This is a genomic window from Nostoc sp. XA010, assembly GCF_020829625.1.
In the GTDB taxonomy this organism is placed as follows: Bacteria; Cyanobacteriota; Cyanobacteriia; order Cyanobacteriales; family Nostocaceae; genus Nostoc.
In genome coordinates, this window is the sequence record NZ_JAIVFX010000014.1 from 69,866 (window position 1) to 84,956 (window position 15,091).

Here is a 15,091-nt window from a genome sequence, read left to right on the forward strand (position 1 = left end):
TCTAAGTTCCACTAACTACTCAATGCCTTTAAGAAACGTTGCAAACTCTTAAACACATTGGGCTTTCTCGCAGGTGTCGCATCTGTTGTTATTTGCGGTTGTCCTTTTAAAAGGATGAAATCCAACTCATCACCCGATGGCCTTTTGGGTAATTCGGCAATTCTTTGATATTCGCCGTTGGTTTCAAGCCAAACTTCCCACTGTCCTGGGTAGGAGCGATACACGGCGGTTTCATCGTCTACAGGGCGGAGGTAATAGGCAGATTCAATGGTACTGAGAAAACGATCGCGGATTTTTCTCGCTGTATAACCAATGCCCACAGTTCCAGCATCTTCTAGGCGGGGATTTAACAAAACTAAAGGGCGATCGCCTATTACTTCACATAACTTTTCTAACTGCGGTACTTCTACGGAAGTGGGCGCGATGAATAAGAAAATTTCATCCTCTGGTTGAATTTTTGTCTGCAAAGAAGCAGCCCTTCCCGTACCAATATCCAAAATTTGAAATGGTGCATCACCCCAATCGCGTCGGGCTAAAGCCGCAGCACCAGCGTCAGCAAAGAAAATCTTCAAACGGGAATCATATTCTGTAAAGAGTGGCAGAAATTGTTCCGCTACCGGCATAAACTTGAGTTCTGGGAACAGGAACTCAACTTGTATGCGAGTACAGCCATCTGCAAGGGCAGCTTGGACGGCTACACGAGATTGGGCGATCGCATCTTCAAGACTATTGGGAAGTTCACTCATAGTTTATTATGTGGGTTTAGCATTACTCCCATTGTTCCAGTATTAGCTCTGATTGAGTAGGCAGGCGATGATGATCAGCCGCAGGATATAAAGGTTCTAATGGGCGTTGGGTTTTGCGTAAGCGTAGCCCGTTGTAGACATCGCCTCTGATATCATATCTGCTCGATTACTTATTCAACCCGGAGAACCCCACCCCGCCAAAGCTATGCTTTGTCTGCTCCACCGAAGAGCGGGGAGGGGTTGGGGGTAGGGTTCTTTATTGACTTACGAGAGCGGCAATCTAGCTGAAATGCTTACTACAGTGGCGAATCTAACATTGTGTGCAAACCCTAACTTGAAGGTTATCTATAGACAGGTTCAGGATTGATGTTGTCTGTTGGTATTGATATGGGAATCTTAATAATAAAGTATTAATATCAGCGTCTTTTATGAAACCTGTTTTGCGTAAAGGTCAACTAACAACATGGAAAGATGACAAGGGCTTTGGCTTCATCCGCTCCAGTGAGGGCAATCAAGACGTTTTTTTTCATATCACTGCACTCCAAGAAACAAATCATCGTCCACAAGTTGGTGATGTGATTTGCTATCAGCTAAGGGTTGATAAAAACGGAAGAGTTCATGCTTGCAACGCCTTCATTGAGGGAATTGTATCCAAACCTATACTGGGAATTTCGCCTTCTGTAATAGAGAAACCAACATTCAAACCCACAGCGAAATCTTCTTTAATATTTGAGGTGTTGCTTTTATCATTATTACCGACTTTGGGAGCAATACATTTTGCATTTACGACTTTCAACCCAATCCCTTTGATTCTCTATCCTGTAATGAGTTTTATTACCTTTGCACAGTATGCGGATGATAAATCTCGTGCAAAGCAGGGGCGTTGGAGAATATCAGAAAAGAGATTACATTTATGTGAATTTATGGGTGGATGGTTGGGGGCATTCATCGCCCAACGAAGATTACGCCACAAAAGTAGCAAGGTTTCATACCAAGTTGTATTTTGGGTAATAGTAGCTATTCACATTACATTTTGGTTGAATTGGCTTTTCTTGGGTAGAAGACTAATAGGTTTATTTCTGGGCAGTGTTTTTAGAGGATAGCAAAGAAGCCTTGTAAAACAAACTGCTGAGTCGTGATTCTCTGACTGCTTGCCCATTTCTTGAAGAAGTGCGATATCTTCGATGGGCTACGCCTACGCATAGAAGACAGGCTCAAAATTTTACCTGTTGGTAAAAAACTTGTTTAAGGGTTTCAGCGACGCGCCGATCAGATAAAACCTAAATCAGAGCATCGAAAATACCCTACCAGGAAAGTTTAAGGTTGCCATTTGCGCGATCGCAACCTAATAGTCATTCACAAGTAGTGGAATCGCCTCTAAATACTGCAAAATATCTAATATGATCTGAAGTGTTTCCTTCAAAACCAAGAACACCGTAAGCTCCATCTGAAACGATGACTGTAGGCTGCTCCCAATTGTTGTAATGTTCGAGACTATCACCCAGATATAGAGCAACGCTTTGATCATTCTATGCAGAAAAATTTAAGTTGGTGTTGAGGTTGACTACTTTTCCACGACCAACTGTGCTGGTAGCCTTGTGTTTTAAAGTCTTGGTAGAACTCGGTTCTGCCTTAGCTGTCATCAGTAACATCTTCATGTGTGGAAACGGGTAATGGCTGTCCAACAAACAACAAGCTACTTTGTTGTAATTTCTCCTCAATTTGCCTTAACATTACTTCTAGTTCGACTCTTGGGCTAGTTTGTAAACCAAGACACTGTGCAATTCCATTCGCATCTGTACTCCAACGCTTTGTAAGTTGAATACGATAACCTGAAGCTTCTGCAAGCAACTCGTAGGAGTGAAAATGCATAGGATTTCCAAGACGAGCATCTTGAATATGTTCAAACGAAAATTCTCGTTGCATGTAATCGATAAGGCAATCTTGAACTACCAAAACAAGATGTTTGCTGAGATGTTCAAAGGTGTGAATTTTGTGATGCAGTTGCATCAAGATTGTCTTTGCAGTCATTTTCCAGTTCATACCAAAACCTTTCCCCGATGCGACATCCACATCTCTCACTGAAACACCATGACGCTGGAGAAAACGTTGCCGTTCTGGCCAGACTGTTCCAGTAGTATCAAGAGTTTGCAGTTCAATGCCTATAAAATCGATGACTTTTCCTGAACGTACAGAAGCAAGACAGTAATCTATGCTGCCTCCTGGTACTGCAATTTCAGGAACAATCCGAAGTTCGTTACCAGGCTCATGAAGTGTCAATAAATGAATACAATCTGTAAAGATTTGACTACGCTCAAGAAGTCGAAACGGACAGATAATAATATTCCGGGCTTCTCTACCGTAAGAAACTGTGCATGAGCCGATAGTCAGATCAGGCTCACTTTTCCTATTCTTGAGACATTTGCGAGATAGGAAAGGACAGTTTTGACTAGAGGCAATATCACTCCAGATAAGTGATTGATTTGTAGGATTCCCCTACAATTCGATAACTTTAGTCATAACAGTAGTCCACACCTTTCATGAGCAGCAGTAATGTACTCACCTGAAATATCAATTCCAATCGAGCTTCGTCCCAGTTGAAATGCAACCAAATTTGTTGTACCTGTTCCTGTAAATGGGTCTAGTACAACACCGGATTGTGGACAGGTAGCCAAAATCGGAAGTTTACAGATATCTTCAGGGTAGGGTGCAAAATGAAGTTTCCGTTTTTGAGTATCTTCTGGCAAAATATCCCAGACATCACTAGGCTTACTACCATTTGGGTGATATCTGAGAAAATAGAAGCCGCGTTCAGTAAGTTCACGCGCTCGTCCAGAAACCCTTGCTGAATCGGAGTGTGTAGTTCGTTGCTGACCGCGAATAATCATGCGAAAGTCAGATAATTTACCTAGTCGCACTTCCTGTAATATTTCACCAAGAGCCTTTAGAGCATTTGTACGTTCCAAATCATTAAGCGCTGTAGATAATTCAATTTGCCGACGATAGCGTACACCAGAAACGCCTGTTGCAGAGACTACGGAACCATTGACAACCTTGGCTTGTCTTGGCTTCGAGCGAATTGCATCAACATCGTAAAAATAACGGTCTGTCTTTACAAAATGGAAAACAGGTTCATACACATTTCGGAGTTTGTCTTTTGCATTATCAGGTGCGCCTTTTACTTTATTCCAAATGACGCTATTGCGAAGAATCCAACCTTGTTTATCGCTCATTGCTAGTGCAACTCGCCAGGGTATACCAATCAGAGATTTACGCTGATATGTATCTCCGAGATTGAGCCAAAAAGAGCCACTAGGTTTAAGAATTCGCTTTACTTCACAGAAGATTCCAAGCAAGTTATTGATATAGTCTTCCCACTTGTCTTCAAGACCAATTCCTCCATTAATGTAAGCTCTTTGTCCCCAATAGGGAGGAGATGTGATTACACAATCAATACAATCAGCAGGAAATAACTTTAGTAGGGCATAACTGTCAGCCTGTAAGAACAATGGTGTGCGGTTTGATGAAGTGAGGTAATCCTTAACAGTACCTATATCCTTCAGAAGCTCGTTCTCCTCAATCATCGAAAGACCTAGCGAATTCATCCTATTACTTTACTCGAATTTGAAGGAGCTGTTGCTTTAATGATTCGCTTGTTAGCCTTTGCAAAACTTGCTTCAACACCATCACTGTCCAATCCACGTCAGCTTCAGTCGTATCACGCCCCAATGTAATGCGAATTCCCCCCAAAGCAGCTTTTTCTGAATAGCCCATCGCTAACAATATCGGGCTAGGGCTAAGTTTACCACTGTGGCAAGCAGCACCAGCACTGATGCCGATGCCAGCAAGGTTTAGTTGCCTTACTAAGGTTTTACCACTGAGTTTTTCCCCATCGGCGTATTCTAAGCACATACTGATATGGTGAGGCAAACGATCGCAGCCATCACCTGTAGCAATTAAACCAGGAATTTCAGCTAATTGGGCAAAGGCGCGATCGCGTAACTCAATCAATCGTGGTGTTTCTGTAGCCAGTTCTTGTGCTGCTAACTCTGCTGCTACACCAAACCCGGCAATTATCGGTACTGCTTGCGTACCAGAACGCAGTCCCATTTCTTGTCCACCACCACCCAGTAAGGGCATCAATTCGACACCAGGACGCAGATATAGCGCCCCTACACCTTGGGGGCCATATATTTTATGACTCGAAAGGCTAACTAAGTCTACGGGGAGTTGTTGCACATTTATAGGTAAGCGTCCCGCAGCTTGCACCGCATCTGTATGGAACAAAGCACCATGCGAGCGCACAATCTTACCCAGTTCTGCGATCGGTTGCACAGTCCCAACTTCACTTTGACCATAAATTATAGAAACTAAAACTGTGTTATGTCGCAATGCTGACTTTAAATCTAGAGGGTTGACTTTGCCTTTAATATCTACACATAGACGCGTAACTTCCCAACCCCACATTTCTAACAACTTTACCGTTTCAGAAATTGCTGAATGCTCCACGCTGGAGATAATAATATGTTGAGGAACAGCATACAACCGAGCCACCCCCATAATTGCTAGATTATTTGCCTCAGTACCGCCAGAAGTAAAGATTATTGATGCTGGATCGACAGCGTTAATTAATCCAGCAACTTGGACTCTGGCTTGTTCTACAACCGTTGCCGCCCTTTGCCCCCACTCATGTAAGCTGGAAGGATTGCCCCACTGTTCGGTGAGGACTGTTTGCATAACTGCGATCGCTTCTTTTCGAGTCGGAGTAGTGGCGCTGTAATCTAGATAAATTTGCATATAACCGATAATGGTGAGAATACACGTTGGTAATAGCTGATCTTGCCAGCATATACAGTTTGAGTGGACAAATCATGAAAAAATCTCTGTAATGCCTTTAGCAGTGGATTTTTCCCTTTATTTGGAAAGTTATTTTTCTACTTAATTAAGAAGACAAAATTTTGGGAATGATAAATATGTCTACTCCCAATCCACTTTTAACAGATTACAGTGCAATTTATCTCTAGACAAAGATATTTTTTATATATCTTTTTACTGATATTTCCCCTTGCTGCTTGTCAACGAGTCCAGTCTTCCAATCAGCGTCTGCCACGTATACCACAAGATCCGTTAGTTCAAGTTTACTTTAATCATTCTGAGTCTTCAGAATACAAGGAACCTTACCGTCAGCAAACTCGCCTTGGGGATGATTTAGAAAAACAGATTGTCGATGCTATTACACAAGCTAAGTCTACAGTAGATGTGGCGGTGCAAGAATTACGTTTACCCAAAGTTGCCCAAGCACTGGCTGATAAACAAAAAGCTGGGGTAAAAGTCAGGATAATTTTAGAAAACACCTATAGCCGACCTTGGAGCAGCTTAACATCTGCTGAAGTAGGTAAGTTAGATAAAAGAGAACAGGAACGTTACAACGAATTTCGCAAATTTATCGATATTAACCAAGATAATCAACTTAGTCAACCAGAAATAAATCAAAGAGATGCTTTGATAATTTTGCAAAATGCCAAAATTCCCTGGATAGATGATCAAGCGGATGGTTCAGGCGGTAGCAGTTTGATGCACCACAAATTTGTGATTGTGGATAATCGCATTGTAATTATTACTTCAGCCAATTTTACTTTGAGTGATACTTATGGTGATTTCACAAATTCTAGCAGTTTAGGCAATGCCAATAACTTATTGCAGATTGACAGCCCAGAATTAGCATCTTTATTTACAGAAGAGTTTAACATTATGTGGGGAGATGGCCCAGGAGGTAAGCCGGATAGTCAATTTAGTTTGCAAAAACCAATGCGATCGCCTCAACAAATAACTTTAGGTAACACCCAAATTACTGTGCAGTTTTCGCCTACTTCTCCAACTCAACCCTGGAGTAACAGTAGTAATGGTTTAATTGGCAAAACGTTAGATTCAGCAACCAAATCTGTTGATATGGCGTTATTTGTCTTTTCTGAGCAGCGTCTTGCCAATATTTTAGAAAAACGTCATCAACAAAGTGTGCAAATTCGCGCTCTAATTGAACCACAATTTGCCTATCGTCCCTATAGTGAGGCATTGGATATGATGGGGATTGCTCTTAGTAACAAATGTAAATATGAAGTTGATAACCATCCTTGGCAAAATCCAATTACAACCGTAGGTGTACCTGTGTTAACCAAAGGCGATTTATTACATCATAAATTTGGTCTTATTGATAATCAAACAGTAATTACAGGTTCTCATAATTGGTCAGATGCTGCCAATAATGGTAATGATGAGACGCTTGTAGTTATTCAAAGTCCCATAGTTGCTGCCCATTATGTGCGCGAATTTGCTCGTCTTTATGCCAAAGTTAAACCCGGCTTACCACCAGGAATTCAAAATAAAATTAAATTAGAACAAACACGGTGTCCACAGATAAAAAGTTCTTCATCAAGTGAACTACAAGCTATTAAAGAAATAAATATTAACACTGCAAGTTTAGAAGAATTAGAAACTCTCCCTGGTGTGGGTAAGAAGTTAGCACAACGGATAGTGATTAGCCGTCAACAACAAAAATTTACATCTTTACAAGACTTAGAAAGAGTTCCAGGGGTTAAGGCGAAGACATTGGAAAAATGGGGTGAGCGCTTGATTTGGTAGGGACGCACATCTGTGCGCCCCTAAAAACATGTAAGATTACACCAATGTGATATTTAAGTGCGATCGCTACCTAAACTAGAAGCTGCAAAGTTTATCAGAAGACATAAGGGACAAAAGAGAATTAAATTATTGACTTATTGCATTAAGTATGATATTTTAGGTTGCTATCAATAAAAATCAAATATAAACGTGAATATCTCTCCATCGATCAAAAAACCGCGTGTCTCATGGCAGGCGGTTTTCTCACTGCTGATGTTTGTGTTCATGTATCTGCCCATACTGGTACTTGGCTTTTATAGCTTCAATCAGTCACCTTACAGTGCAGGTTGGCAAGGATTCACTCTCGATTGGTATGGCAAGTTATTCAGTGATGATCGCATCTTATCAGCTTTGCAAAACAGTATGATAGTTGCTGGCTTTGCAGTGGGAATTTCAGCAGTACTGGGAACTTTAATGGCGGTTGGGTTGGCCCGTTACGAATTTCCTGGTAAGAAATTGTATCGGGGTGTTGCTTACCTACCATTGATTATTCCCGATATTGCGATCGCAGTGGCTACCCTAGTATGTCTAGCAGCCTTTGCCATACCTTTGAGTTTGTGGACAATAGTTGCAGCCCATATCGTGTTTTGTCTAGCTTACGTCGGACTTGTAGTTGCTTCACGACTGAGCAATTTAGATCCCCACTTAGAAGAAGCAGCACTAGATTTAGGCGCTACACCAACGCAAGCTTTCATTAAAGTATTATTACCTCAATTAATGCCTGGTATTGTAGCTGGTTGTCTCTTGGCCTTTGTTCTCAGCTTAGATGACTTTCTCATTGCCAGTTTTACTGCTGGTAGCGGTTATAACACCCTACCAATGGAAATTTTTAGCCGGATTAGAACCGGAGTCAAGCCTGATATTAACGCATTGAGTGTCATGTTGATTTCAGTATCTGCGATCGCTGCTCTTGTAGCTGAATTAATTCGCATTTCTGGAGAGAATAAAAACTGAAAATCAGACTCGCAATAGTAATCAATATTATGGATGACTTGGTTCTCCATGAACTTTTTTGAGTGGAAAAGAAAAGCTATATTAAAAGAGATGTTTCAATGTAATCTTTCTCCATCTGTTATACCCATGTATTGATATTTACTAATATTTATAAACTTCCTAATATAAACAAATATATAGGATTTATTCATCTTTCTGCCTTCGTTTGGAAAGAAGTTTATAGCTTTTCCTATCATAGTTCCCTCCTCGCTTGCGGGGAGGGGTTCAGTACCTACTCAACTGAAAACCGCTATAAACACATGAATAAACTTCCGTGTTCGCTTCTCTACATAACTGTTTTCAATTAGATAATATTGGGGCTAACTTTGGAGAAGATGCTATTTCCCCCTCATTATGCAAATCTGCCAAAATCCCAATTGCTCAAATCCATTCAACTCTGATAGCAATAGATTTTGCGTGAGTTGCGGACAAAGCAACTTTGGCAAACTTCTAAGAAACCGTTACCGCGTATTGAGACTTTTAGGTGAAGGTGGATTTAGCAGAACTTATGCTACAGAAGATGTAGACAGACTAAACGCGCCTTGCGTCATCAAGCAATTTTTCCCCCAGTTTCAGGGAACAGGACAACGTACCAAAGCAGCAGAATTTTTTAAAGAAGAGGCTTTTCGGTTGTATGAACTGGGAGAAAATCATACCCAAATTCCCAGATTACTAGCTTACTTTGAACAAGGTGCTAGTTTATATCTCGTACAAGAATTTATTCAAGGAAAGACTCTCTTACAAGAAGTTCAGCAACAAACTTATGGTGAATCACAAATTTGGGAACTTTTAGCTGATTTATTGCCAGTACTGCAATTCATTCATACTCATAATGTCATTCATCGGGATATCAAACCAGAAAATATTATCCGCCGTGCAAGCGATCAAAAACCCGTATTAATTGATTTTGGCGGTGCTAAACAGGTAACACAAACCAGCATAGGAAGACAAGCGACAGTAATTTATACCCTTGGTTATGCCCCAACCGAACAAATGGCTGGATTTGCTTGTCACGGTAGTGATTTGTATGCTTTGGGTGTAACTTGTGTGCGTCTTTTAACTCGATGTTTGCCTTTGCAGGATGCTTCTGGACAGATTAATGATCCTATTTATGATGCCATGAACGCTAAGTGGTTGTGGCACGAACGGTTACAAGAAAAAGGTATTAGTATCAGCGACGACTTAGGCAAAATTTTAGATAAATTACTAAAACATTTACCAAGTGAAAGGTACCAAACAGCTGCAGAAGTTCTCAACGATTTGAAATTTGCAACATTGAACATTGAACCTGTTGCCTTAAAAATTGTTTCGATGCCTCAACCCATTTTATCGCCGCCACCACAAAAAGTAATAATACCATTACCTCCCTTAGAAAACTTTGAATTTGATGTAGTGACAGTAGACACAGGTGGTAGAGAAGTAAACCGCGTGAGTTGTAATGCAAACTTCTTTGCCGAAGAATTGGGTAAATCTGTCACATTAGAAATGGTATCGATTCCTGGCGGTACTTATATGATGGGTTCACCAGAGTTTGAAGGAGATGCTGACGAACGTCCTCGACATAAAGTTACCGTTGAACCATTTTTTATGGGGAAATTTCCTGTAACTCAAGCACAGTGGAGAGTAGTAGCAGCTTTACCCAAAGTCAAACAAGCTTTAAATCCCCATCCATCAAAATTCAAAGGTTTAGATAGACCAGTGGAAAACGTATCTTGGTATGAGGCTGTAGAATTCTGTCTCAGACTATCAGAAAAAACTGGACGCGACTATCGTTTACCGAGCGAAGCTGAATGGGAATATGCTTGTCGGGCTGGAACTACAACATCTTTTCACTTTGGCGAAACTATTACCTCTGAGTTAGTCAGTTGCACTATCGAACCAAAAAGCAAATTCCGTAAAGAAACAACAAACGTCGGTAGTTTTGAAGTCGCCAACGCCTTCGGATTGTACGATATGCACGGGCTAGTTTGGGAATGGTGTGCTGATTCGTGGCACAACAATTACAGCGACGCACCCTCAGATGGAACAGCTTGGGAAGTTGGCGGTGATATTAATCGCCGAGTGCTACGCGGTGGTTCTTGGAGTTTCAACGCAGAACTGTGTCGCAGCGCTAGCCGTAGCTGGAATGAGTCAGACGGTGGACTGAGGGTTTGTGGTTTTAGAGTAGTATTTTCCGTAGAGGAGATTATTTAGGGACTTCCAAGAAATAAATTATCCAAATAAACGAACCACAGAGACACAGAGAACACAGAGAAATAAGGAGGAGAGAGTTGTTTCGCTAGTTTTTTGAGTATTTTTTTATTTGGAAGTCCCTTAGCAGCGCTATAAGTTAACTTCTAAGTTGCACCGGCATAGCTAAATAGGTCATTTTTAAACCACCCAATGGGGTAAAAATCACTGGAGTTAGGCTTTGATTTAAATGCATTTGAATTTCCGAAGATGGTAACTCTTTCAAGCCTTCCATCAAATATTTAATGTTAAAAGCAATCTCAATATTTTCCCCAGAAATTTGTGCTGGCATTGACTCTCTACCACTGCCCACATCTTGAGCTTCACAAGATAAGGTAATTTCTTGGGCTTCGCTATCAATACTAACCTTGACAATATTATTTTTTTGATCTGCTAGTACAGCAATTCGCTCTAAAGTGCTGACAAATTGTCGGCGTTCAATTGTAACTTGTCGCTCAAATTGGCGCGGAATTAGTTGTCGATAAGCAGGATATTGCCCTTCTAATGTGCGACTAGTCAAGCGTTGATTTTGCCATGCAAACACTACTTGACCTTGATCGAAATATAAAGCTACAGGTTCATCTGATGAGGCGCTATGAGCTAGCATTCGTTGTAGTTCGCGTAATGCTCTAGCTGGTACTGTCACTTCTAATTGACTAGTTCCACCTAAAGGACGCTCGTTGCTAGTTTCCACCACTGATAGGCGATGTCCGTCGGTAGCTGCAAATTCTAGAGTATCTTGTTTAACTGTTAAATGCACTCCCGTGAGTACTTGCTTGGTTTCATCACCACTAGTAGCAAATAATGAGCCGCGTAATCCCTCAATTAATGCGGTGGTAGTGAGATAGATTACTTCTGTATTTTCAATTACAGGTAGTTCAGGAAATTCTTCAGGTCCCATTGCTCGGACTTGGTAATGTCCACTCTTGGGTGTGAGTGTGACAATTAACCCTTCTCCACCGGGTGTAACACCTGTGAGGGCTGATTCATCATCTAGAGTGATTTCGCCTTCTGGAAGACGAGAGGTGATGTCTACAAGTAATTTAGCAGGAAGTGCGATCGCACCACTTTGCCATACCTCTGCGTTAAAGCTGGTGCGGATTCCCAAGCTGAGATCAAAGGCTGTTAAGCTTACCTGGTTAGTTTGGGCATCCGCTTGTAACAGCACATTGGCAAGGACTGGATGAGTTGGTCGTGAAGGTACTGCACGACTGACGAGTGAGAGATTTGTACTGAGATCGCTTTGGGAGCAAACTAATTTCATAAGTCAGATTCAGCTGGTGAAAGATATCCTAACACCCTTATTGTTCGTGACAACTCTCACCGCTAACTGCAAGCAGTGTAGCGGGAGCATCTCAAATTCACAAATGAGACTTGCTGCTTCAGGGGCTGACTACTGTCTAAGCCTCCGCAGCCAGGAATCGGTAGTCCAACCGACCCACGCTTTAAAAGATTCAATGCGCTGTTCCAGTCGCGGTCAATGACCAATCCACAAGAACAACTATGAACACGAATGCCTAGAGTTTTTTCGGACTTTTCACCACAACTCGAACAATTAATACTTGTGCCTCTAGGGTCAACTCCAAATGTCAGCTTGCCGCGTTTTACCGCTACTGCTTGCATAATTTGGAGGAATGCGCCCCACGCAACATCAAGTATTGACTTAGCCAGCCGTGTTCTAGCCAAGCCTCTAATGTTCAAGTTCTCAAAAACAATTAAGTCGTATGAATTAATCAACCAATGAGCGACATGATAATGAAACTCTTTTCTTTGCCTTGCAATGTGCAAATGAAGTCTAGCTACCTTAATGGCTTGTTTTTGGTAGTTATTAGATCCTTTGACTTTACGCGCAAGCTTGCGTTGCTCACGAGCTAAAACTGACTGAGATGCGCGGTAATACTGTGGCACTTCAATGCTTTGTCCATCAGCAGTAGTCAAAAACTTTTCTAACCCAACATCTATCCCAGTAGCAGTTTTAATTTCGTCCCTTGGTAAAGAATCGGGTACGGTTTTATCTTCTAAAGAAAAGCTGACATACCAACCATCTGCTTTAGAGATAATTGTCGCCTGTTTAATCTCGAAACCATCTGGGATTGGGCGGTGTAAGATAACCTCAATTTCACTAATCTTGGACAGTTTGAGAATATTATCTGTTAGATGTGCGCCACCTTTGGGTGAATTGACACGCGGGAAAGTAAATGAACTTATATCACCACGCTTTTTGAATCGTGGTTTCCCTCCCTTTTTTCCAAACTTATCGTTGTGGCGGGAGTACCCCGGAGGCTTAGATGGGCGAGTAGCGGGAAGGGAGTAATAATAAAATTGCGTTCAGTCGGTGTCTCTAAAAAATTTGGTATGTTACTCATGCTCAGACACTTACGCAGCCGTAAAATTTTCTCGGTAGCTATGCTTGTGCTTGTTATATGCTTTACTGTGTTAAGTGTGCGTTCATTTGGGCAAAGAATTATGACATCAGCACCCCAATTGCTCACCGACCCATTTTTGCAACTACCAACTGAAACCTCAGTGCAAGTAGTTTGGTTTACTGAGTTTGCTGGTGTTAATCATACAGTAACCTACGGCGAAAATCTTCAACAAACTGCTAAGGCAAATACTACCAAACTCACTCGCACTCGTGAAGACCAACACTCAAGAGTTGCAAACCAAATCAAAGACGGACAAGTTTATGAAAAACCCGTCCAACGCGACATTTGGCGGCATGAGGCTGAGGTAATTGGGTTAACTCCTGGTTTGCGGGTAAACTATCGTATTACAAGTGTGCGAGAAGACGACGAAACTGTTAGCAGTGATGTTTTTAGCCTCGCAGCTACTCCAAAACCGGATACACCACTAAAAATTTTACTCACCTCTGACCATCAGCTAAAGCCGATGACAGCAGCAAATCTGCAAAAGGTGGTAGAAACGGTTGGACGGGTTGATGGAGTGTGGTTTGCCGGTGATTTAGTCAATGTCAGCGATCGCGCCTCAGAATGGTTTGATGATAATAGTGGTGGTGCGTTATTTCCCGGTTTACAAGGTCGTGCTAAATATGAAATGACGCACGACGGTGTAAAGACAACCTATACTGGTGGACAAATAATTCAATATGCACCCATGTTTACCTGCATTGGCAATCATGAGGTGATGGGGCGATTTACCAGGACGGGGAGTTTAAATGATGAATTTGATGATACAATTCCTCGTGCAATTGCTCAAAAAATCTACCAAGACAAATTAATAGATAATTCCTTTAATACTAATACTTATGAAGAGATTTTCTCTTTACCAAAAAGTAAAGAGGGTGCAAAAAGATATTATGCAGTCAGCTTTGGCGATGTGCGTTTGGTAGTACTGTACGCTACGAATATGTGGCGAACTCCTAGCTTAGGTAGAAAGCATAAGGGTAGATATCGAGAAGCCAAAAAGGATTTAAATAATCCTGAAGATTGGGGTTATGGACAGGTGATTTATGAGCCAATCGCTAAAGGCAGCAAGCAGTACAACTGGCTAGAGGCAGAACTCAACAGTCCTGAGTTTCAACAAGCAAAATACAAAGTTGTGATGTTTCATCATCCACCTCATACTCTGGGTGATAATATAGTTCCTGCTTATACAGAACCAGTTCAAATAATTGAACGGGATGATAATAATATCAAAGCAGTGCGTTATGAGTACCCAAAAGATGCAGATTACATTATCCGCGATGTTATCCCAATACTTGAAACAGCTAATGTGCAATTGGTATTCTATGGGCATTCCCATTTGTGGAACCGCTTTGTTAGTCAGAGTGGAATGCACTTTCTAGAAACATCTAATGTGGGTAATACTTACGGCGCTGCTTGGGGTGATAGAAAGCGAGAAGTGCCAATTGGATATCAAGAGGATTATGTTAAGCTTGGCGATCCTAATGGGTTAGAACCGATAGTGCCAACAATTTCCCCTTTATTGGGTGAAGATGGAAAGCCAATGCCTTATATTTCGAGTAATGATATTACGGTTTTTAGTATCTTTGATACGGAGGCAGGTACGATAAGTAGTTATCGTTTTGATACTCGTAAGCCTGATTCGGAAGTATTGAAGTTTGATGAATTTAAGTTGAAATAGCTAAGGTAATAGAATTCGCAGCTACACAAACAAAGTCCGCCTCAGCGGACTTTGTACAGCATTTCATTAATTCGTAGCCAATTAAATTTGGCAACGCCAACGCATTGACTAACAATGCCAACGCATTGATTAACAATGCCAATGCATCGACTAACAATGCCAACGCATTGACTAACAATGCCAATGCATCGACTAACAATGCCAACGCATTGACTAACAATGCCAACGCATTGATTAACAATGCCAATGCATTCCCTTGCATTAAAAACGCTACGATTTTACGCAAAGCTGTACTAAAAAAATTGAGGGTTTGAACCCACGGAGGTCGGTTTTGCCTGTGT

12 protein-coding genes are annotated in these 15,091 nt (G+C 41.5%); 5 read left to right on the plus strand and 7 right to left on the minus strand.

Annotated elements, in window-relative coordinates; translation table 11 throughout:
• Positions 1 to 11 precede the first annotated feature (11 nt).
• Positions 12 to 746, minus strand: coding sequence for a DUF1995 family protein (locus LC608_RS20460; protein ID WP_229555263.1), 735 nt, complete (start codon positions 744 to 746; stop codon positions 12 to 14).
• A gap of 428 nt (positions 747 to 1,174) precedes the next feature.
• Here LC608_RS20460 and LC608_RS20465 point away from each other — a divergent pair, with 428 nt between their 5' ends.
• Complete coding sequence (locus LC608_RS20465) at positions 1,175 to 1,849, plus strand: cold shock and DUF1294 domain-containing protein (RefSeq protein ID WP_229555264.1); 675 nt, start codon at positions 1,175 to 1,177, stop codon at positions 1,847 to 1,849.
• Positions 1,850 to 2,378: 529 nt separating this feature from the next.
• Here the strand turns inward: LC608_RS20465 and LC608_RS20470 are convergent.
• From LC608_RS20470 to LC608_RS20480, 3 genes are all read right to left on the minus strand, one after another.
• On the minus strand, positions 2,379 to 3,026 hold the full coding sequence (locus tag LC608_RS20470) for a hypothetical protein (RefSeq protein WP_333783579.1): 648 nt from the start codon (positions 3,024 to 3,026) through the stop codon (positions 2,379 to 2,381).
• A 236-nt stretch (positions 3,027 to 3,262) separates the two neighbouring features.
• Entirely contained in the window at positions 3,263 to 4,351 is a 1,089-nt protein-coding gene (locus LC608_RS20475; RefSeq protein ID WP_229555265.1) for a site-specific DNA-methyltransferase, read from the minus strand.
• Positions 4,352 to 4,355: 4 nt separating this feature from the next.
• Positions 4,356 to 5,543, minus strand: coding sequence for a cysteine desulfurase family protein (locus tag LC608_RS20480; RefSeq protein ID WP_229555266.1), 1,188 nt, complete (start codon positions 5,541 to 5,543; stop codon positions 4,356 to 4,358).
• 210 nt (positions 5,544 to 5,753) lie between these two features.
• Between LC608_RS20480 and LC608_RS20485 the strand changes: the two genes are divergently transcribed.
• From LC608_RS20485 to LC608_RS20495, 3 genes are all read left to right on the plus strand, one after another.
• Positions 5,754 to 7,385 carry a DUF655 domain-containing protein gene (locus LC608_RS20485; protein WP_229555267.1) on the plus strand — a complete coding sequence of 544 codons (1,632 nt, stop codon included), beginning with the start codon at positions 5,754 to 5,756 and terminating at the stop codon, positions 7,383 to 7,385.
• Positions 7,386 to 7,574: 189 nt separating this feature from the next.
• Positions 7,575 to 8,378 (plus strand): ABC transporter permease, encoded by an 804-nt coding sequence (locus LC608_RS20490; RefSeq protein ID WP_229555268.1) that lies wholly within the window; start codon positions 7,575 to 7,577, stop codon positions 8,376 to 8,378.
• Between the two features lie 393 nt (positions 8,379 to 8,771).
• Entirely contained in the window at positions 8,772 to 10,610 is a 1,839-nt protein-coding gene (locus tag LC608_RS20495) for a bifunctional serine/threonine-protein kinase/formylglycine-generating enzyme family protein (RefSeq protein ID WP_229555269.1), read from the plus strand.
• A gap of 136 nt (positions 10,611 to 10,746) precedes the next feature.
• Here LC608_RS20495 and dnaN read toward each other — a convergent pair whose 3' ends face one another.
• On the minus strand, positions 10,747 to 11,910 hold the full coding sequence (gene dnaN, locus LC608_RS20500) for a DNA polymerase III subunit beta (RefSeq protein WP_229555270.1): 1,164 nt from the start codon (positions 11,908 to 11,910) through the stop codon (positions 10,747 to 10,749).
• Between the two features lie 62 nt (positions 11,911 to 11,972).
• Positions 11,973 to 12,854 (minus strand): transposase, encoded by an 882-nt coding sequence (locus tag LC608_RS20505; RefSeq protein ID WP_229555346.1) that lies wholly within the window; start codon positions 12,852 to 12,854, stop codon positions 11,973 to 11,975.
• A gap of 258 nt (positions 12,855 to 13,112) precedes the next feature.
• Between LC608_RS20505 and LC608_RS20510 the strand changes: the two genes are divergently transcribed.
• The gene (locus tag LC608_RS20510; protein ID WP_229555271.1) at positions 13,113 to 14,750 is read left to right on the plus strand and encodes a metallophosphoesterase family protein; all 1,638 of its coding nucleotides are present in this window, start codon (positions 13,113 to 13,115) and stop codon (positions 14,748 to 14,750) included.
• Here LC608_RS20510 and LC608_RS20515 read toward each other — a convergent pair.
• Entirely contained in the window at positions 14,737 to 15,012 is a 276-nt protein-coding gene (locus LC608_RS20515) for a hypothetical protein (RefSeq protein ID WP_229555272.1), read from the minus strand. The two genes, LC608_RS20510 and LC608_RS20515, sit on opposite strands and share 14 nt — an antisense overlap.
• Between the last annotated feature and the right edge of the window lie 79 nt (positions 15,013 to 15,091).